The organism is Psychroserpens sp. NJDZ02 (genome assembly GCF_004843725.1).
Taxonomy (GTDB): domain Bacteria; phylum Bacteroidota; class Bacteroidia; order Flavobacteriales; family Flavobacteriaceae; genus Olleya.
The window spans coordinates 3,426,771-3,446,697 of the sequence record NZ_CP039451.1 but is presented as its reverse complement, the minus strand read 5'-3'; the positions used below and the strand labels follow the sequence as shown (position 1 = coordinate 3,446,697).

Here is a 19,927-nt window from a genome sequence, read left to right as displayed (position 1 = left end):
AGATGGAATACAGAATAGAAAAAGATACCATGGGCGAAGTTAAAGTACCTTCAGACAAGCTTTGGGGTGCACAAACAGAACGTTCTAGAAATAATTTTAAAATTGGTGTTGCGGCATCAATGCCACTTGAAGTGGTCTATGGTTTTGCTTATCTAAAAAAAGCTGCCGCTTATACAAATTGTGAACTTGGAGTTTTACCTATTGAAAAACGTGATTTGATAGCACAAGTTTGTGACGAAATTTTAAAAGGACAACACGATGATCAATTTCCTTTAGTGATTTGGCAAACAGGTTCTGGAACGCAATCTAACATGAATGTTAATGAGGTTATTGCCAACAGAGCACATCAATTAGCAGGTAAAGTTGTTGGAGAAGGAGACAAAACTATACAACCTAATGATGATGTTAATAAATCACAATCATCAAATGATACTTTCCCTACAGGAATGCATATTGCGGCTTACACTAAAATTGTTAAAACAACAATTCCGGGTGTTAAACAATTACGTGATACTTTAAAAAAGAAATCAGAAACTTTTAAAAACGTTGTAAAGATTGGGCGTACACACTTAATGGATGCGACACCTTTAACTTTAGGACAAGAATTTTCGGGATATGTATCGCAATTAGATCACGGGATTAAAGCTTTAGAAAATACGTTACCACATTTAAGTGAAATCGCTTTAGGCGGAACTGCTGTAGGTACAGGTTTAAATACACCTAAAGGTTACTCTAAACGTGTTGCAGAATATATAGCAGAATTTACAGGACAACCATTTATTACTGCACCAAATAAATTTGAAGCTTTAGCGGCACATGATGCTATTGTAGAAAGTCATGGTGCTTTAAAACAATTAGCGGTGTCTTTAAATAAAATTGCTAATGATATACGTATGATGGCTTCAGGACCGCGTTCTGGAATTGGAGAAATTATGATTCCTGCTAATGAGCCAGGAAGTTCTATCATGCCAGGAAAAGTTAACCCAACACAATGTGAGGCGTTAACAATGGTTTGTGCTCAAGTTATGGGTAATGATGTTGCTGTTACTGTTGGTGGAACACAAGGACATTATGAGCTAAATGTTTTTAAACCAATGATGGCTGCTAATATTTTACAATCAGCACAACTTATTGGTGATGCCTGTGTTAGTTTTGATATTAACTGTGCAGCTGGTATAGAGCCAAATTACGACGTGATTAAAGAACTTTTAAATAATTCTTTAATGCTAGTTACTGCTTTAAATACAAAAATAGGGTATTACAAAGCTGCCGAAATTGCAAATACGGCGCATAAAAACGGTACAACTTTAAAAGTAGAAGCTATAAACTTAGGTTATGTTACTGCCGAAGATTACGACGACTGGGTTAAACCAGAAGAAATGGTTGGTAGTTTAAAATAAGTTGATCCTATTTATACAAATCAAAAAACCGATAAGCAAGCTTATCGGTTTTTCTTTGTTTAGTTAGTTATAAATAATAATAGGGATGGTTTTAATAACCGGTGCAAGATTATAACTTTTTTTTTAGATAAACATTAACATATGTTAATAACCACTATAATTTAGAACGTATTCTACTTAATTGGACTGGTGTTACACTTAAATATTTAGCGATTTGATACTGAGGTATTAAATTATCAATATTAGGTATCATTTTTCTTAATTTTAGGTAACGCCCTTTACCATCCAAAGTTAGTAAATCGATATTTTTTTTATCTTTTTGACAAACTAAAGACTCTAAAAATTTGGCATAAAACCCAAGAATATGAATATCAACTTCGCAAAGTAATTTAAACTTAGCATAATCAAGCACAAAAATATCGCAATCGGTTAGCGTTTCATAAATGCTTTCTGAAGCTGACTGGTTTAACAAAGCATCAAAAGAAGCTAGAATTGTAATTGGTAAAAAAAAGGATTTAGTAACTTCTTTGCCATTTTCTAATCTAATATAAGACCGCATAACCCCTTTATTCAACATATAAATTTTATTGGGCACAACTCCTAAATCATCCAAAATAGTACCTTCAGAGATATGCTTTGAAAAAGAAGCGTCAAGCATCAAACCAAAAGAAGATTCAGGAATAGGATAGAATGAAGACATATAAGCATATATCTCATCATAGTAATTTTGATTTTCAACTAACATAAACTTAATTTACCTATGTCTAAATATATTGCTTTTATTGATAGCTCTAGTAAATTTTCGACGTACGACACTTAAAAAGTAATAATACTAAGTTATTAAGCCTGAATTATTCAATACTATCCATTTTACTTATATTTGGGTCTAAATTAGAGCTTATTTTTATGTCCATACTTATTATAAATATTCAGGAATTACTACAGGTTAGAGCAGAAAACACTCTAAAATTATCTGGTGATCAAATGAAAGAATTACCGACTATTAAAAACGCATATTTACTTATAGATAATGACACTATCGTAGACTTTGGATCCATGACAGATGCAAGTACTATAAAAGCCGATCAAATAATTGATGCTACAGGCAAATTAGTACTACCAACTTGGTGCGATTCTCACACGCATATCGTTTATGCAGGAGATCGTTCTCAAGAGTTTGTAGACCGCATCAATGGTTTAAGTTATGAAGACATTGCCAATCGTGGTGGTGGGATTATCAATAGTGCTAAAATACTTCAAAACACTTCTGAAGACGAGCTATACAAGCAATCCGTTTCACGCTTAAAAGCGGTCATGAAATTGGGTACAGGAGCAATCGAGATTAAATCTGGTTATGGATTAACACCTGATGCAGAACTTAAAATGCTTCGCGTTATTAAACGTATCAAAAAAGATTTTCCGTTAAAAGTTAAAGCTACTTTTTTAGGAGCCCACGCATTACCTTTAGAATATAAAGATAATAAGCAAGGATACTTAGATCAGATCATTAACGTCATGTTACCAGAAATAGCTAAAGAAAACTTAGCCCATTATATTGACATTTTTTGTGAAAAAGGTTACTTTGACCTACACGATACAGAGCAAATTCTTAAAGCTGGTCAACAGTATAACTTAACACCTAAAATACATGTTAATCAATTTAATGCTTTTGGTGGTATTGCTTTAGGTGTAAAATATAACGCTTTAAGTGTTGATCATTTAGAAGAGCTAAATTCTGAAGATATTGAAGCTTTAAAAGATAGCAATACAATTGCTGTAGCACTTCCCTCCTGTTCTTATTTTTTAAGCATCCCTTACACTCCTGGACGCCAAATTATTGATGCTGGACTACCATTAGCTCTTGCATCAGATTATAATCCTGGATCAACACCTTCCGGAAACATGAATTTTGTAGTTAGTACCGCTTGTATTAAAATGAGGTTAACACCTGAAGAAGCGATAAATGCTGCCACAATAAATGGCGCTTATGCTATGGGAATTTCTAATCAATATGGAAGTATTACTAAAGGTAAAAAAGCCAATCTAATTATTACAAAGCCAATCTCTAGTTATAATTATTTACCATACGCTTTTGGAGATAATCACATTGATTCTGTAATTATAAATGGACAAATGATATAATTTTATATTGATAATATAGACCCACTTTTCAAGTAATGCACCGCTTTAACTTCAGTTTTTTTTTAAATCTGTCATAAACGACACCCATCAATTACCTTTCTTGAGAAACTTTAAAAACCCGGACTAAACTCTATTTTTTAAAGAAGAAAAGAAAACTTAAACTAACAAATATACTTTTTAAAGCAAATAGCAATTAAAAATAAGCTGGACAGTACCACAACTATTGTAAGGCATTTATAAAATGAATGCTCTAAATACAAACGGAATAGCTTCGGTATTTAAGCAATACAACTCAATTATAGCTTACAAAGGTTTTTAGTCTAAAATTACCTTTGAGAATTCTCTTTTATTTGAGTAACAAATTATCCGCCATCAAAGGGCAATGCAACCTTAAAAATAAACACAAAAAAACCTGAAAGCAATTAACTTTCAGGTTTTCAAGTGGATAATTAATTAATATCAGCCTAGCTCTTATTTGAGGGTAAATTCAGAGCTTGACACTAATTCATTCACATTAAAGACATTAACTACGTAACGTCCTTTTTCAAAATCTTTATCTGTGTTGTTTGTAACAAATTCACAAATATCTAAATTTCCATTTTCATAATTAAACTTACTAATTATACTGTAGTTAAATGTTTGTTCTTCAAATGTTACTTGCCCATTAACACCTAAAATATGTCTACTAGGATCTATAACTTGAATATATAACTCTTTATTGCCTTCTTGTACTAGTCTATTTTTCGCGACTGTAAAACACACTCTAATTTTATCACTACGTCCTGCGCGTTCTGTTGGTATTAATTTACCATTATTACGTTCTATAACTCCAAAACCTTTCAAGTTTGCTGTTGTTAACACTGCTGCATTCTCTACTACTTGTGCCAATGCCGTATTTTGTACTAAAAGCGAATCGTTAAAAACTCTACTTTCTTCGAATCTCACATTAGTACTATCTAAAGTTGTCGCTAACTGCATGTTTTCAACCTTTAATCTATCGTTTTCTGTTAATAACGCATCCATTTCTCTTTTTAGAGAATTGTATTTATTATAATAACGACGTAAATTCTTAACGTTTGTTTCAGAAACTTGCACAGAATCGATTAAACCTTTAATACGCTCTCTAGCTTCTACTAAGCTTTGATTTGTTACTTGATTTTCGCTTAAAGCAACATCATATTTGGATGCCATTACATTTAAGTCTTTCAACACATCATTTTTTTGATCTGTTAACTCTAATTCATTTTGTTTTTTGTCTTTATATAAAGACGCGGTGTAAATACCTGTACCAATAAATAATGCTAAAGCGATACCTAACGCTACTTTTAACCCTGCACTTGCGGTGTTATTTGCCATAGTAATTTGTTTTTAAATTGTTAAACGTTAATTCTTGTTTCTTTTTAAAACCTTAAATAATAAAAACGTAATTTTAATTTTTCAAAACTACATAAAAAGTAAATGGATAAATTAGTTTTATTAAATAATTCGATCGCAAATAAAATACTTAATATACGTTCCGGCGAAACTAAATTTGGTGAACATGCCCAATATATAACTTCTGTTGACCATATATACGATACACTTAAAACTTTGGACGTCAAGTATGTTATATTTGGTATTCCGGAAGACATTGGTGTTTTTGCAAACTACGGTAAATCAGGCACTTCATCTACTTGGGATACTACAATTAAAATTTTGTTAAATACACAAAGTAACGATTTAAACGCTGCTAAAAAAGTATTAATACTCGGCCATCTAGATTTCAGTAAAGAAAAGGAAGAACTGTCTAAATTAAAACAAGACCATCCAAAACATATTACCAAAGCAAGAAAATTAGTAACCGAAATAGATAAACACGTCGTAAACCTAATATCAACTATTGTAAGTGCTGGTAAAATCCCCATTGCTATTGGAGGAGGACACAATAATGCTTATGGTATGATTAAAGGGACTAGTCTAGCTTTAAAACAACCTGTAAATAGTATAAATTTTGATGCGCATACAGATTTTAGAACTTTAGAAGGCAGACACAGTGGTAATGGTTTTAGTTATGCTTACGCCGAAGGTTTTTTAAAACGCTACTTTGTTTTTGGATTACATGAAAACTATACATCATCAGATATTTTTAATCAATTTAAAGACAATAAGCATCTTGATTATAATACTTACGAAGCCATTGCTGTAAGACATGAAAAGAAATTTCAAGGCGAACTCCATCGTGCCGAAGCACATATCAATAAATCTAAATTTGGGATAGAAATAGATTGTGACGCCATATTAAATGTACCAAGTAGCGCGCAAACCCCAAGTGGTTTTTCAGTTGAAAAAACAAGACAATTTTTACATCACTTTGCTTCACTAAATAATGCCAATTATTTGCATATTTGCGAAGCTGTTGCCAAAAAGAAAAAGGCAACACAAACAGGTAAACTTATAACTTATTTAATAACCGATTTTATACGTTCTAACTCTAAAACTAATGACTAAACTTCAAGTTGAATATTTAAGATTAGCCTTCTCATTTATAGTATTTGTATTTATAATAACACTTCTGTTTGTTCTAATTAACCAAGTTCAAATAGATTGGTTTACTAACTTATCTAAAGTTTTAATGATACCTGCGTTGGTATTAAGTATTGCAATTCCTATTTGGATGATTGTTGATTTAATAAGAAAAAAAGTAACCGATAAATCAATCTTTAATTTAACTTTTTTTATCACTGTAATCTCTATTTTACTTTTACTTTTTGCTATTAAAATTTTAAACTAAAATGACATCAAACTTAGAAATAATCCCTTTTGACAACACTTACTCTAAAGATTTTTATGTTTTAAACAGAGAATGGTTAGAAACCTACTTTTATGTCGAGCCCTTTGATGAAGCCGTTTTAAGCAACCCAAAAGCGCATATCATAGATAAGGGTGGGTTTATCTTTTTTGCTAAACTAGACCACCAGATTGTAGGGACTTATGCGTTTATGCCTTTAAAAGACCAACCTGGATTTGAGTTGACAAAAATGGCTGTTTCTCCTAATTTGAGAGGTCAAAAAATAGGTCAACAATTACTAACGCATAGTTTAGATTTTGCTAAAACAAACCATTTCCCAAAGTTATTATTATACTCCAGCACCAAGTTAGAAAATGCTATTCACCTTTATAGAAAGATAGGTTTTAAAGAAGTTTCTCTTGAAACAGAATCGCCTTATAAACGGTCCGATATTAAAATGGAATTTGATTTACAGGCATAAAAAAAGCGCTAAATCTAGATTTAGCGCTTTTTTTATAAATAGTATCTTTTGATAAACGTTAGTGGTTTATCTAACGTTTCAATATTCTTAGTATTTAATTATTATTTTCTAGTGAGTCTATTTTACTCTTTAAATTTGCAATATCATCTGCCTTGCGTTTGTTTACAATAGAATCATATTTACGTTGTAGTGCCTCTAGAGATTCTTTATCATTTTCCAAATTGCCATTAGAAGACGTTGTATCTATTGCCATATACTGATCATTTAAATCTTTCATTATAGCCTCAGTAGCTTTCTCATCATCAATAAAATACTCAGAGATACCTTCACTTGCTCTCCAAGCTTCATTTAATTGATCATAAATTGATTTTTCCCATTGACTAGGATGTTTAGCATCAATCCAAACAACATCTCTATATTCGCTATCAATTAAAGCTAAATCAGGAGTTGCAGAGCCATCAAATTGAGAACCTTCTGCTTTAATTGAAGAAATTGTTCCTAAAAAGAACATACGCTTACGACCAGCAATATTTTTAATGTATGGTCTAAATTCTACGGGCTTATTAACCGACCAATCGTATTCTTTTCTAGATTCGATAACCTTTAAAGGCATCGCAGATACACCTGCATACCCTTGCTTTTTTGACGCATGATCATAATAATATAATTTGTTACTACCATCGGCAGGTACAAAAACACTAAATGTTAAACTGGTACGCTCATCACCTACTGGTTCTAAACCAAACCAATGATACAATCCATTATATGCATCTGACTTAGAATCTGAAAAATCAAAATCGGTTACAAAGGGTTGTTGATTTTGGTCGTCCGGAAGGTTAGGTATTTTAACCGCTGTTTTCATATTCCAAGGTAATGGATCACTAAATCCACCTAAAAACTTTAAAGATTCGGCTTGTAAGCGCGATACTTTTTCAGACAACGTATTTTGACCTATTAGATAGGGATGATTTTTCATCTCTTCTGGAGCAATATAAGTTCCTTTTCCGATAGTCACACGCTCTACATAATCACTAAAATCATGCACACCATTATCAATAACCATTACACCTCCAAAGGTTGGATAAGGAAAGAAAAAGCCTTTCCATTTAATTAAACTCACCACTTCTACCCATTGGCCTGAATCATTTTTCATATAAAATGTATCGCTAGGCTCATAATTAAATAGCATCCATGGATTAAAACGTTGCACTACTGCATTGTAAGTATTTCTGCTAAACTTTAAAGATTCTCCTATAGAAAACGTTACTGAAATCCTGTTTTCATTAGAAAAACGAGGAAATGGTGTTGTACTTGATACAGCAAATACTTCTTCGGTATTATCGCTTATCCCTTGCCAAACGTATTTTTCTGTTGGTTGGATAGCCATAGTCCATTTATTATCGTCACCAATTCTAACTAAATGCGGTAGCGAGACATCTTTAGTTTCTCCAACACTTTCATTAGCCATAGAAAAAATATTACGTAAAGGTTGGATACGTTCGTTTTGTGTTAATGGTAATTCATTAATTTCAACCTTATTCAAATTATTAAAAACATTATACGTTCTCATATAATCATAAAGTTGATATTGCCATCCAGCAATATATAGCAACCCGAAAAAGACTAAAAGCCCTCCTAAAATACCAAGACGTTTCCCAGTCGATGGAGATTTACGAAAACTACGTAATCCTATAAATAATAGAATACCGCTTAATAATATTACAAAAATATATTTTCTAATAAAAAGCAATAATGGTTGATAATCATCTCTTAAAAAAAACAATAATGCAACGATAATAAGTGTTAAAATAACAACTACCGCTTTTTGCTTTCCGCCTTTACTCCAGTAATTTTTAATCATGTTTTATATTTTTGGCTATAGCCCTTTTACTTTTAAAACAACCTACTTAATAGTATTCCTATTTGACTGATCTATTGTAATCCAATTACATCAACCCTTTGTCCTTTAACCGTTCTCTTGCGCTCTTTTCTGGCGCTTTAGGTTCTTCTTTAATTTCTTTTTTAGCCTCTTGAACAACTTTAACGTCTTTATGCGTTAAGTCTTCTAAAAATTCTTTCCCCTTATTAAAACTATCTTTAACGACATCTTCTATAGAGTCTGATTGTTCTTCGATTACTTCCCCTGATTTAAGCACAAAATTAGCAACATACGTCCCTATTAATGTTCCAAAAATAGCTGAAGCAAAAGCAGAAATTCCATAATAACTACTAAAAATAGCTATTGGCGTTAAAAACTGAATAATTAAGGCTACAATTAAAAACGTAAAAGCAACAAATAAGACTCTAGGTAATAGGTCTTGTTTGTAGATAAAACCTTTTTTATTACCAACCTTCATTTGTAATTCTTTACTATTAAATAGTTTATTAAAAAAGCGATATAGTCCATTTCCTTTTGATTCTGTCCAATAGACAAAAATACCGAAAAGAATTGCTCCAAAAAATATGATAATTTCTAAACCCATGGCTTTACTTATTTTATATTACAAAAGCATTATTGTAATGCTCCTACTAAATTAGTCTATAATTTTTAAATATTGTTACTAATAGTTTCAATAACCCAATCTTTAAAGGAATCGTCCCAAGACTCATAAAGTTTATAAAACGCCTCTTTATCATACCAATACAAGAATAATACATCTCTTGGCGAGACATTAATTAGTAATTTCCAAATTAAATCTTGATGTTTCGCTATAAGTGAAGAATGGGGTAAGTGCAATGCATTAAACAAATCTAGATCTACTATATCTGCAATTTTATATTGGTTGCTGACTTCTAACTTATCCAGATACAACTCCACACCCATAACCCGTTTTCTGGTCTCGATATCTAACTTATTCAAATAACTTTTAAACAATACAGCATCATTCAAAATATCACGTAATGGATGTTGTGTGTCTTTTAAGGCCATCGCAAATTCCATTTTTTTGATGCGCTGGTAACGGTCTGTATTTAGGGCTTCCTCTAAATCATGTTCGATAATAACATGATCACGCAATTTTTCCATTAATTCCGGTTGTGCAATATGGAAAATAATAATATCATGAACCGTATCTTTTATCGCTTCGTTATACCATTTTAAATCTTCAAAAACGATGAGTGGCGAAATAAAATCTCGCAATACATACACCCCACCAAAGGACTTAGTATAAAACGAATCCGTTTGATATTGTAAACTGTGTAAACTTAAATCACGATCCCGTAAATCACCATACCTTTTAGCTGATGTTAATAGCTCTAAATGTAAATCTTCATCTATAAAATTATTCCCTTGCTTAAAAGTCTCAATTAATTGTAATTGCTCTTTTTGAATTTTATCTAAGTTATTTACTAGATGAAATTTAATAAATACCTTATTATATTTTAATACATCTAAAGGCTCGTAAAACGCGTCAATATCTTGGTCAAAATCTATACAAATAGCTGAATCTCTAGTTATATCATTGATTTTTTGTCCATGCACTTGAAATACTTGCTTCATCATCTCTCTATCAAAACTATGAAATGGAGAGTAGACAGGTTTTCCTTTTTGCAAAGGTGAAATAATTATCGCATGCGGATTAGCTTCCCCATTATTAAGGTACATCGTATCCCCTTTTTCTTCTGCTATTTCTGGGCTATACCCTATACCATCAATTGAAAAATTTGTTAGTTTTGTTGCTGTAAATCCTAACTTTTTAAGGCATTGATTATAACGCTCTACTAGTTTCCCACTTATTGGAATGAGCTCGCTTCTGTATAGGTTTGCTTGTTTTAGTTTATTCATTAAACCTAGTTATTATCTTTATTCAATTTTTTTATCATCTTAATATTTCCTTCAATTGGAGCAATTATAACTTCTGGATTTCCTTTTATAACATAAAACACATACAAACTGTTTTTACCCAACATTTTTATATTTTGAGCATTGCCATCATCAAACGTTAATTGGTGTGTTATTTTATAATCGTTAGTCTCTATTCTCTGCTTTGTTTTATGTCCACTTCCAATACCCAACCCAATAAATACTGAAAACACATAAAAAGCTATCATAGTGACTACTGCGTTTTTTTTCTTGAATTTAGCATCTGCTTTTTCTAATTTTAATTTATTTTTCCCCGATTGATACTTAGCTTTTTTCCTTAACCAATTGTGATACTTAGGTGTTAATTTAACAAATGTATAAGCCAAAATCATACTAAAAACAACCGCTAAACCTAAAACTAAATTACCAGTCATCACTGCTATTGGACTGATTAAAACATCTAAAACAGAGGAATAATCTAAAATATTAACACCTAAAAATTTATAGTAAATTGTTTCGTGTACAACTCCTAACACTAATAAAAACATATAACCAATAGACAAATAATCTTGAATACCAAGATTTGATTTATTTTCTATAGGCCTTTGGGGTAAATCATCTTCCATTTAGTCTCTATTTTTTAGTCCAATAATTGGTTTATCTGCGCATATTGTAACAACACAATAGTTTTTAAATCTTCAATCGTTCCGTTTTTTATCATTTCTATCGCTTCAGAAAAAGGGAGCTCTAACACTTCTATATCCTCATGTTCGCTATCTAAACCTCCACCTTCACTCACCTTCATGGCTTCTGTATATTCTGCTATGAAATAATATAATTTTTCAGTCAGTGCTCCAGGCGACGAATAGGCCTCGAATACCGGCGTAACTTCATGTACTCTATACCCCGTTTCTTCTTCAATTTCTCTCAAAATGCACGCTTTTGGTTTATCAGCATCCAACATACCCGCGCAAGTCTCTACAACAAAACCAGAAGCATTACCATTTAAAAAGGACGATATTCTAAACTGTTTAGTAAGGATAATAGTCTTCTTCTCTTTATTGTACAGTAAAGCTGTCGCCCCATCCCCACGGTCATAAGATTCTCGTTTTTGAGTCACCCATGTCTCATTTTTCATTTGATATGAAAATGATACTTCGTTTAGTGTTGCCCAACCCTTTGATAAGGTTGTTATAACTATATCTTTAATTTTATTGACCATTACCAAATGATTCTCTTGCTTTGGTTTCTATATTTAATTGATTTATTCTAGCATCAACTTTACGTTTAAAGTCTGTATCTGCAATAGTTGCCACGTTATCCAAGTAACGCACTACTTCTTGTCTTCTAATTTCAGAAAAGTTTAAACCTTTCATGTTAGACTTCATTAATTCTTGAAGCATATTTAACTTTGTTTGATAATCTTTTTTGAAATAGGTTTCTGGGTTATCAAACCAACTTTGCTCTAAATCGAAATCGGTTAAACGCAATGATATTGCGCTTTGTATGTTTCTAACATCACGAGAAGAGAAAAATGGAAATATTTTCTGAATCTCTTTATACAACGTCGCATAAAACAAGTGATCTGTCGTTTTATGTAATTTTTCTGCTTTATCATAAGCATCAAACACACGTAGTTCTGTTGGTTTGTCAGACACGTTTAAGATTTCTCCCATATTTGTAGCCAAACCTTGATCTTGTAAATACTTATAGCCGTCCGGTCCTTGCATATTTACAAAGTCAGGCATTGTTTTATCTAATTTTCTCCACCATAGATGATCTTGATCTAAAAAGTCATGTTCACTACGCGCCCCGTCAATTTTAAAACGACCTTGGACACGAGAAATAATGGCTTTATCTAACATTTCAGGAAGGTTAGTAAACAACCCAATCGAGCTGTTTCCGTAATTAACAGCATACGCCCCTTCTGTATATCTTAAAAACACTCCAATAACTTCTTTTACACCTGCGGACACACCTTGTGCTGTACGTTCTTGCAAGTTATTCTCTGCATCATCAATTGGCGCAAAGATTAATTTAGTTGGATCTTGCATAGGCTTCATCCAGTCCACCATTTTCTCTGCAGATCCCCCTTGAAACGTACTGATTAAAGTATCAGGCATCGGATGAAACAAAAATGGAATATCTAAATTATCACTATGTTCTTTTAATCGTGTTGCTATGGCCGCAATTAACATACTTTTTCCTGTTCCAGGAATACCATATCCCATAAAAACAGGCATAAAACCACCCAATTCTTGAAATGGATTTTTCTTCGCTTCAAAATCATAACTTAACATACGCTCTGTTAAACGTCTTGCAAAGTGTTTAGCATCTCTGTTACCTACTATCTGATCAAACTGTATTTTATTAAATTCAATACTTTTTGCAGTCCCTTGAAAGGTGTTTTCCCATCCTGAAATAGCAAACTCGCTATTTTCTAGTTTATACGTTCTATCGACAATAGTCTCTGTGTACTCTAAACTACTTTTACGTAAATTAATTTCGTCAATCAACGCTTCAAAATAAACTACTGTAAAATCGGCTACATCTTTATCTGACTTAACAATATCTGGATGTGCTAAATATTTATCATAGTAAAACAAAGCACAAGACACACCTTTTAATGGCGACATTAAAGAAAGCTCCGGAATCCCTGCAAACTTTTGCTTCATAACGCTTAAATCGTCTGACGCATGAGGTTTTAATAAGTGTAATATTTTATAAGCAGAAGCAAATAACATAAACGCACTAGCGGTTTGCATTTTACTTTCGTACTCTCTTTTACCATCACTATTTAAAGCCGATTTACGTTCGTTAAGACTAGACAATCCTGAGGCATCATAATAACTATCTTTTATCCAAATCCCTAAAGTCAATCCTTCTTGGACAGCATACAATGTTTGATTTAAAAGAATAGGTATTGCTACAGAGTCCGGTAATAATCGTTTTTTTAAAGCTAAAATAGTTTTAGAAACGGAAGTAATAGCTGTTGACGACCCATTATTTGCTTTTGATAAGTATAATAATATCGATTCGTCTTTAGCGTTTTTATCTTTACTCTTTGCGCGTCCACCTTGCTCCCAACTAATACTTTTTAGGTAAGATGAAGCTTCGTCACGTAAAACGTCTAATTCTGATTTTTTTATAGGGAAAGTTGAATTGTGTTCCATTTTTTTTAGTCTTCAGTTTGCAGTTGGTAATTTTAAATATGCATTGCATACTAACTACTTTTGCTGCTGTTTTTTTTTAAAATCCGAATTTTTCGGAATTAGTAATCTTATATATAAGAAGTATAACAACTTCTTTTCTTTTACTTTAAAATTATTTTTTTCTTCTGAACTATAGCGGCATTCAAAAGTAAAATCTATAGCTTCTATCAATTAAAAAATTAATCTCAACCTATTTATTTAGGATAGTCTTTAGTCGAGTAAAAATTTGCGTTACTCATTAAGTCCTTATAATAAGTTTATAATGATTTATTTTTCCCGCTGAAGGCTTAAAACGACCAACTGTTGCGTGTTTTCTATTTTTTAAAATTAAAATCTGCGATTTGAAAAGGCGGCTTTGCCAACTTATTCATAATCTCAGGGTTTTTGTTGTATAATAATTGAATGATACGATGTGGTGCAAAAACATAACCTTGTTTAACAGGAGTACTCCAGTTTTGAAGTGTTTGTTTACTAAAGTAACCTCCTTCTTTAAAGGTCCCACCAGGAAAAACTTCGTGAACTTTAAGAGATAATGCATAAGACTCCAAAGGGATCTCTTTTTTACCTATCGCTTCTAAAATCGTATGGGTTAAATCGTTATCATCTTTAGCAAATACGTTATGAAAGGCACCTATATCTAAACGCTTAAAGTGTTTTGGAAAGACGTTTTTTAAACGCTTGTCAATACCATAAGCCATAGTATCCATATTCATTTTACGATCTGCCACTGTTTTTAGCGCATCGTAAATTTCTTCTTTTTCTTTATGTGGATCGTTACCATCATAATCAAAGTACATAAAACATACAAATGGTCTGTTTAATGAGACATCATAAAAACTCCAACTGGTCATGAATTTTGCTTCACTATTTTCTGGTGCTTTTATTATTTTACCTTGTACAAAACGGTTAAATATATATTGCTGCTCTACAGAAGTGTAATACACTATTGAAGCGGCTTGAAATAATTTATCGCGTCTTACGGGTTCTTTTTTACGTAGCAATTGGTCTAAAAATTCGTCTTGAAGTACAGAGACGTCTTTTAGTTTGTCTAAGTAATTATTACGTAATGATAAATCGTTATATAGATATCTAAATTCTAAATAATTAGGAAACCCAGAGTCTGTAACGTCTACCTTCATGTTATCTTCTTCGTCATACATGTATTTGACACGCATGGCTTCGATTGAATATAACAGTAAATCGCAATATTGTTTAAAAAATATAATTTCTTGTGGTGTGCACAATCCATTTTGTTGCACGCCAACAATTAACTCTTTTAACGCAAAATCTACTTTTTGGTGATAAAACACATATTGATCTTTACTATCTAATGTAGCTGAATCTAAAGGTGTAACGATGTGGCTTATTGACATGGTTTTTTAGTAGATGATTTTTAGTGGCGAATAATTGATGACCACAATTTGTGACTTTAAATTAGACCTCGCAGGTTTTAAAACCTGTGAGGTCTTTTAATTTGAGTAAGTGTTTGAGTAAGCGCGTTAAGGATTGATGCGGTATCCTTTTTTTGCTGCCATATATGGCAAAAAAAGATTTAGCGGAAAGCCTGACCTACTTTAGCTTTTAAGGGCTAAAGTAGGTAACGCTCAAACTATGTAATTACTTATTTATTTTAATAAGCATATGTTGTTTGACTTACTAGTAATGTTACTATCCAAGTAAATCGTCGTTTCCGGCTTGTGGTTTTGGCGCTCCTGCTGGTGCATCATCTCCAGAAGGTGTTCCGTCTTCTGAGTTATAGTACTCTTCAAAAATCTCTTTCATGTCGATACCGTAACGGTCTGCAAAATTCTTTTGAATGTCTACATCTTTAGCTCTAATCTCATGTAAAGCCTCTGCATAACTACGGTATACCCCTTGCATAACCTTTTCGTGTACTGGAATATTATCCATCATTTCTTGACGTGCTTTAGCACTTGCTGTATGCATTGATGCTAGAGTTTCTCCGATATGCTCGTCTGTTTTTACTCCTAAATGTTCTAAAATAGCAGCAAATTCTTGATCTGTACGTGCTTTTAAAGCGACAACATAACCATCATAATACTTTACACGCTCTTCCGTATCCGACTTTAACTTAGCACGATGCGTTTGTAAATTACTACGTAATGACGTTAATACTTTAATTGTCAAATTATGTTTATGTACAAAACTATCCTTAGAGGCTGCAAGAGTTGTGTAGGCATTTTTAAGTCCTTCTAACTCTTCTACTACTTGTTCTAGCTTAGTAACTTTAGATAAGGCTTCAGAATATTCTGTGGTTTGTTTATCTGCAACTTCTTCTAAGGCTTGACGTGCTTGTTTTAATAAGGCATATTGCGTTTCTAGCTTAGCTTCAGTTTCTGCTTTTTTCTCTAAAGCTTTGGTATGGTTTTTAGAAGCCTCTACAATTGCTACTTGCAATTTATCTTCTACTTCTTTAATTTCTACCTCACGATTTTTAAGTCGCGTTATTGCGGCTTGAGATTTGTAAGACAACTCACTTAATAAGGTTTGGATGTCTGCACTCTCAATACGCTCTTGAAACATCGCTTTTGCTTTGTTGTCTGCTCCAGCGCGTACTTTTTCTGAAGCTTCTAAAGCTTTTTCTGCACTTTTGATTTTGCTTTTACGTCCCCAAAGATTATTCCACCAAGTATCTGGTTTGTTTTGTGCATCTTCCAATTCGATTTTTGAACGCTCTAATGCTTTTTGAGCATCGTCAATTACTTTTTGTTCTTTTTCGTTTAATGAAGAAAAACGCTCGAATAAGATACCAACCTCATCTTGGTAATCTGTTAAGTCTTTAATAGCGTCTAAAAGCGATGTACGATCCTTTTCTGCCATACCGACAACATCATCCAAAGTGGCATTCAAGATTTTCTGACGACTTTCTGGATCATCTTCTTGTGCTAATTTAGATTTCATGGTATCAATTGCTTTTCCCCAATTGACATCTACTTTTTCGGTTTTTTCATTAGAGTTTGTTTCTAATAAATCAAAATCATCAGACATATATATTATTGTTTTTAAGGTTGGATAAATTTAACGTAAGCAATTTCGTTAAAAAATATTAGTTGTGAAAATATTTACTGCTCATATTATAAGTATTAATTGTTATTAAAATGTTACAGTATATTTAAAAGAAAAAAAAGTAAGTATCTTTAAAACAAAATTAAAAAAATGAAAAAAATAGCAGTAGCCTTATTTACAATGACTTTGTTTTTAAATAGTTGCAAAAATGAAACAAAAACTGACCCTATTAAAGTGGATAAAAATACAACCTCAACAACAGTAAGCACAGTGGAAATCAGCCCTATTACACATGCTACTATGGTTTTAAATTATGGTAAAGAAACTATTTATGTGGATCCAACTGGAGGAAAAGAAGCTTTTGAGGGTCAAAAAGAACCGACTATAGTTTTAATTACAGATATACATGGTGACCATTTAAGTTTTGACACTTTAAAAGCTTTAGATTTAAAAAACGCTTTAATAGTTGCTCCACAAGCGGTAGTGGATAAGTTTCCTGAAGATTTTAAGCCAAACTTTAATGTGATTACTAATGGTGAAACTTCTGTGGTTAACAACACTATAATAGAGGCTATACCAATGTACAATTTGCGTGAAGAAGCTCTAAAATTCCACTCTAAAGGACGTGGTAATGGTTATGTTTTAACTATTGGAGGCCAACGTATTTATATCTCTGGAGATACGGAAGACATTCCAGAAATGAGACAACTTAAAAATATAGACAAAGCCTTTGTTTGTATGAATTTACCATACACCATGACAGTAGGTAGTGCTGTTAGCGCTGTTTTAGACTTTAAACCGAAACAAGTCTTTCCTTATCATTACAGAGGTACAGATGGCTTAAGTGATGTTGCTCAATTTAAAACGTTAGTTAATGCTGGTAATTCTAAGATTGAGGTTGTACAATTAGATTGGTACCAAAAGAAGTAAATAATATTAACACTAACAACATATGAACCCCTCTTTTTTATTTTTACTACAAAATTTAACTGAAGCAACTACTGAAGCATCACATCAAAAATTGATTACAATTTTATCTATTGCTTTAATTACGACGCTAGCTTTATTAACCATTAGCTTACTAAAAGTAAAACGACTTAACAAAGAAATAAAAACCTTAAAAAACGATAACAATGGATAGTAAACTAATCATCGGTATTTTGATTTTTAATCTTGTTATTTTAATAATTGCGATTATAAGTAAAAAAGGGCTGTATACTATATCTCCAGAAAAACAATGGCGTAAAGAAATTGATGCTTTTGATAAAAAGTTTAAGACTCTAGAACAACTAGACTTATCGGATTACAAAATAAATAATACGCATTTATACTAAATAAAAAAGCCTGCATTTGCAGGCTTTTTTTATTATCATAAATTAGCGATACAACTTATCTCACTAATTTTTTATACTTAATACGTTTTGGCATTAAATCTCCACCTAAACGGTTCTTCTTATTTTCTTCATATTCACTAAATCCACCTTCAAAGAAATACACTTGAGAGTCTCCTTCAAACGCTAAGATATGAGTACATACTCTATCTAAAAACCATCTATCGTGAGAAATTACTACTGCACATCCTGCAAAGTTCTCTAAACCTTCCTCTAATGCACGTAATGTATTAACATCTAAATCATTGGTAGGCTCATCTAAAAGCAAGACGTTACCTTCTTCTTTTAGTGTCATTGCTAAGTGTAAACGGTTACGCTCTCCTCCAGACAACAATTTTACTTTTTTGTTTTGCTCTCCTCCAGAGAAGTTAAAACGACTTAAATAGGCTCTAGAATTAACTTCCTTACCACCCATCATCACCAATTCTTGCTCATCACTAAAGTTTTGCCAAATTGTTTTTTCAGGATCTATATTAGAGTGCGCTTGATCAACATAAGATACCTTTGCAGTTTCCCCTGTTTTAAATTCACCTTTATCAGGCGTTTCTTCTCCCATAATCATTCTAAAAATAGTAGTCTTACCTGCTCCGTTTGGACCAATAATACCAACTATTCCTGCCTGTGGTAAACTAAAGTTTAAATCTTCGTATAATAACTTATCATCAAAAGCTTTACTTACCCCAACAGCATCAATAACATTAGACCCTAAACGCGGTCCATTCGGGATGTAAATTTCAAGTTTTTCGTCCAGTTGTTTCTGGTCTTGACTCATTAACTTATCATAGTTTTTCAAACGTGCCTTCTGCTTTGTTTGACGACCTTTAGCCCCTTGTTTAACCCATTCTAACTCACGTTCTAATGTCTTTTGACGCTTAGACGCTGTTTTGCTTTCTTGAGCCATACGCTTAGACTTTTGATCTAACCAAGACGAATAGTTCCCTTTCCATGGAATACCTTCTCCTCTATCTAGTTCTAAAATCCATCCTGCTACGTTATCTAAAAAGTATCTATCATGCGTTACTGCAATTACAGTTCCTTTGTATTGTGCTAAATGATGTTCTAACCAATGTACAGACTCCGCATCCAAGTGATTGGTTGGCTCATCCAATAGTAATACATCTGGCTCTTGCAATAATAAACGACACAAAGCGACACGTCTTCTTTCCCCTCCTGATAAGACACCAATCTTTTTATCACCATCAGGCGTACGTAACGCATCCATAGCAATTTCTAACTTGGTATCTAACTCCCAAGCATTAGACGCATCAATTTGATCTTGAAGCTCTGCTTGACGGTTCATTAATTTTTCCATCTTGTCTGCATCAGAATACACTTCCTCTAATCCAAACTGGTCATTAATTTTATTATATTCATCTAAAATAGCTACGGTTTCTGCTGCACCTTCACGTACAATCTCCATAACTGTTTTATCATTATCCAATTCTGGTTCTTGTTCTAAATACCCTACAGAGTATCCTGGAGAAAACACGACATCACCTTGATAGTTTTTATCAACTCCTGCTATTATTTTAAGCAATGTAGATTTTCCCGATCCGTTAAGACCTAAGATTCCAATTTTAGCTCCGTAAAAGAAGCTTAAGTATATATTTTTAAGTACTGGTGTTTGGGCACTTTGAAATGTCTTGGTCAGACCAGACATGGAGAAAATTACTTTTTTATCGTCAGACATATTATTATTAATTTG

At 32.5% G+C, this 19,927-nt stretch carries 19 protein-coding genes; 8 read left to right on the top strand and 11 right to left on the bottom strand.

The features are described 5' to 3' along the window. Positions 1-2: 2 nt before the first annotated feature. Complete coding sequence (gene fumC / locus E9099_RS15245) at positions 3-1,400, top strand: class II fumarate hydratase (protein ID WP_136584394.1); 1,398 nt, start codon at positions 3-5, stop codon at positions 1,398-1,400. Between the two features lie 154 nt (positions 1,401-1,554). Here the strand turns inward: fumC and E9099_RS15240 are convergent, their stop codons facing one another. Continuing rightward, entirely contained in the window at positions 1,555-2,145 is a 591-nt protein-coding gene (locus E9099_RS15240) for a Crp/Fnr family transcriptional regulator (RefSeq protein ID WP_136584393.1), read from the bottom strand. A gap of 161 nt (positions 2,146-2,306) precedes the next feature. On the opposite strand from E9099_RS15240, the gene hutI reads away from it, so the two are divergent. Continuing rightward, positions 2,307-3,542 (top strand): imidazolonepropionase, encoded by a 1,236-nt coding sequence (gene hutI / locus E9099_RS15235; protein WP_136584392.1) that lies wholly within the window; start codon positions 2,307-2,309, stop codon positions 3,540-3,542. Positions 3,543-4,013: 471 nt separating this feature from the next. On the opposite strand, the gene E9099_RS15230 is transcribed toward hutI, so the two are convergent. Then, complete coding sequence (locus E9099_RS15230; RefSeq protein ID WP_136584391.1) at positions 4,014-4,898, bottom strand: chromosome partitioning protein ParA; 885 nt, start codon at positions 4,896-4,898, stop codon at positions 4,014-4,016. Between the two features lie 102 nt (positions 4,899-5,000). On the opposite strand from E9099_RS15230, the gene E9099_RS15225 reads away from it, so the two are divergent. The 3 genes from E9099_RS15225 to E9099_RS15215 are packed head-to-tail and all read left to right on the top strand — an operon-like array spanning position 5,001 to position 6,790. Continuing rightward, positions 5,001-6,029, top strand: a complete 1,029-nt coding sequence (locus tag E9099_RS15225) for a formimidoylglutamase (RefSeq protein WP_136584390.1) — start codon at positions 5,001-5,003, stop codon at positions 6,027-6,029. After that, the gene (locus E9099_RS15220; RefSeq protein WP_136584389.1) at positions 6,022-6,312 is read left to right on the top strand and encodes a hypothetical protein; all 291 of its coding nucleotides are present in this window, start codon (positions 6,022-6,024) and stop codon (positions 6,310-6,312) included. The genes E9099_RS15225 and E9099_RS15220 overlap by 8 nt, the downstream gene beginning before the upstream one ends. A 1-nt stretch (position 6,313) precedes the next feature. Next, a complete protein-coding gene (locus tag E9099_RS15215; protein WP_136584388.1) occupies positions 6,314-6,790 on the top strand; it encodes a GNAT family N-acetyltransferase in 477 nt (158 codons plus the stop codon). A 94-nt stretch (positions 6,791-6,884) separates the two neighbouring features. Here E9099_RS15215 and E9099_RS15210 read toward each other — a convergent pair whose 3' ends face one another. The 8 genes from E9099_RS15210 to E9099_RS15175 all read right to left on the bottom strand — a co-directional run bounded on the left by E9099_RS15210 (position 6,885) and on the right by E9099_RS15175 (position 16,813). Beyond that, positions 6,885-8,651, bottom strand: a complete 1,767-nt coding sequence (locus tag E9099_RS15210) for a hypothetical protein (RefSeq protein ID WP_136584387.1) — start codon at positions 8,649-8,651, stop codon at positions 6,885-6,887. 85 nt (positions 8,652-8,736) lie between these two features. Then, positions 8,737-9,273 carry a hypothetical protein gene (locus E9099_RS15205; RefSeq protein WP_136584386.1) on the bottom strand — a complete coding sequence of 179 codons (537 nt, stop codon included), beginning with the start codon at positions 9,271-9,273 and terminating at the stop codon, positions 8,737-8,739. A gap of 65 nt (positions 9,274-9,338) precedes the next feature. Further along, a complete protein-coding gene (locus E9099_RS15200; protein WP_136584385.1) occupies positions 9,339-10,574 on the bottom strand; it encodes a DUF6638 family protein in 1,236 nt (411 codons plus the stop codon). Positions 10,575-10,579: 5 nt separating this feature from the next. Further along, a complete protein-coding gene (locus E9099_RS15195) occupies positions 10,580-11,218 on the bottom strand; it encodes a hypothetical protein (RefSeq protein ID WP_136584384.1) in 639 nt (212 codons plus the stop codon). Between the two features lie 14 nt (positions 11,219-11,232). Further along, positions 11,233-11,814 (bottom strand): NUDIX domain-containing protein, encoded by a 582-nt coding sequence (locus tag E9099_RS15190; protein ID WP_136584383.1) that lies wholly within the window; start codon positions 11,812-11,814, stop codon positions 11,233-11,235. Beyond that, positions 11,804-13,765, bottom strand: coding sequence for an AAA family ATPase (locus E9099_RS15185; RefSeq protein ID WP_136584382.1), 1,962 nt, complete (start codon positions 13,763-13,765; stop codon positions 11,804-11,806). The genes E9099_RS15190 and E9099_RS15185 overlap by 11 nt, the downstream gene beginning before the upstream one ends. Positions 13,766-14,118: 353 nt before the next feature. Then, a complete protein-coding gene (locus E9099_RS15180; RefSeq protein WP_136584381.1) occupies positions 14,119-15,177 on the bottom strand; it encodes a hypothetical protein in 1,059 nt (352 codons plus the stop codon). Between the two features lie 295 nt (positions 15,178-15,472). Continuing rightward, positions 15,473-16,813 (bottom strand): microtubule-binding protein, encoded by a 1,341-nt coding sequence (locus E9099_RS15175; RefSeq protein WP_136584380.1) that lies wholly within the window; start codon positions 16,811-16,813, stop codon positions 15,473-15,475. A gap of 168 nt (positions 16,814-16,981) precedes the next feature. On the opposite strand from E9099_RS15175, the gene E9099_RS15170 reads away from it, so the two are divergent. From E9099_RS15170 to E9099_RS15160, 3 genes are read left to right on the top strand one after another with little or no spacing between them, the layout of a single operon-like run. Then, positions 16,982-17,761: an MBL fold metallo-hydrolase gene (locus tag E9099_RS15170; RefSeq protein WP_136584379.1), complete on the top strand. Its 780-nt coding sequence runs from the start codon at positions 16,982-16,984 to the stop codon at positions 17,759-17,761. Positions 17,762-17,783: 22 nt separating this feature from the next. After that, entirely contained in the window at positions 17,784-17,972 is a 189-nt protein-coding gene (locus E9099_RS15165; protein WP_136584378.1) for a hypothetical protein, read from the top strand. Beyond that, on the top strand, positions 17,965-18,165 hold the full coding sequence (locus E9099_RS15160) for a hypothetical protein (RefSeq protein WP_136584377.1): 201 nt from the start codon (positions 17,965-17,967) through the stop codon (positions 18,163-18,165). Before E9099_RS15165 ends, E9099_RS15160 begins: the two co-directional genes overlap by 8 nt. Positions 18,166-18,220: 55 nt before the next feature. Here the strand turns inward: E9099_RS15160 and ettA are convergent, their stop codons facing one another. Beyond that, complete coding sequence (ettA, locus tag E9099_RS15155; protein ID WP_136584376.1) at positions 18,221-19,912, bottom strand: energy-dependent translational throttle protein EttA; 1,692 nt, start codon at positions 19,910-19,912, stop codon at positions 18,221-18,223. Between the last annotated feature and the right edge of the window lie 15 nt (positions 19,913-19,927).

Bases quoted from the DNA above. Each gene is read 5' to 3' on its own strand.
- E9099_RS15215 (WP_136584388.1), top strand. From the start codon at position 6,314: ATGACATCAAACTTAGAAATAATCCCTTTTGACAACACTTACTCTAAA.
- E9099_RS15165 (WP_136584378.1), top strand. From the start codon at position 17,784: ATGAACCCCTCTTTTTTATTTTTACTACAAAATTTAACTGAAGCAACT.
- E9099_RS15230 (WP_136584391.1), bottom strand. From the start codon at position 4,898: ATGGCAAATAACACCGCAAGTGCAGGGTTAAAAGTAGCGTTAGGTATC.
- fumC (WP_136584394.1), top strand. From the start codon at position 3: ATGGAATACAGAATAGAAAAAGATACCATGGGCGAAGTTAAAGTACCT.
- E9099_RS15205 (WP_136584386.1), bottom strand. From the start codon at position 9,273: ATGGGTTTAGAAATTATCATATTTTTTGGAGCAATTCTTTTCGGTATT.
- E9099_RS15175 (WP_136584380.1), bottom strand. From the start codon at position 16,813: ATGTCTGATGATTTTGATTTATTAGAAACAAACTCTAATGAAAAAACC.
- E9099_RS15225 (WP_136584390.1), top strand. From the start codon at position 5,001: ATGGATAAATTAGTTTTATTAAATAATTCGATCGCAAATAAAATACTT.
- E9099_RS15210 (WP_136584387.1), bottom strand. From the start codon at position 8,651: ATGATTAAAAATTACTGGAGTAAAGGCGGAAAGCAAAAAGCGGTAGTT.
- E9099_RS15195 (WP_136584384.1), bottom strand. From the start codon at position 11,218: ATGGAAGATGATTTACCCCAAAGGCCTATAGAAAATAAATCAAATCTT.
- hutI (WP_136584392.1), top strand. From the start codon at position 2,307: ATGTCCATACTTATTATAAATATTCAGGAATTACTACAGGTTAGAGCA.
- ettA (WP_136584376.1), bottom strand. From the start codon at position 19,912: ATGTCTGACGATAAAAAAGTAATTTTCTCCATGTCTGGTCTGACCAAG.
- E9099_RS15170 (WP_136584379.1), top strand. From the start codon at position 16,982: ATGAAAAAAATAGCAGTAGCCTTATTTACAATGACTTTGTTTTTAAAT.
- E9099_RS15220 (WP_136584389.1), top strand. From the start codon at position 6,022: ATGACTAAACTTCAAGTTGAATATTTAAGATTAGCCTTCTCATTTATA.
- E9099_RS15185 (WP_136584382.1), bottom strand. From the start codon at position 13,765: ATGGAACACAATTCAACTTTCCCTATAAAAAAATCAGAATTAGACGTT.
- E9099_RS15180 (WP_136584381.1), bottom strand. From the start codon at position 15,177: ATGTCAATAAGCCACATCGTTACACCTTTAGATTCAGCTACATTAGAT.
- E9099_RS15200 (WP_136584385.1), bottom strand. From the start codon at position 10,574: ATGAATAAACTAAAACAAGCAAACCTATACAGAAGCGAGCTCATTCCA.
- E9099_RS15190 (WP_136584383.1), bottom strand. From the start codon at position 11,814: ATGGTCAATAAAATTAAAGATATAGTTATAACAACCTTATCAAAGGGT.
- E9099_RS15240 (WP_136584393.1), bottom strand. From the start codon at position 2,145: ATGTTAGTTGAAAATCAAAATTACTATGATGAGATATATGCTTATATG.
- E9099_RS15160 (WP_136584377.1), top strand. From the start codon at position 17,965: ATGGATAGTAAACTAATCATCGGTATTTTGATTTTTAATCTTGTTATT.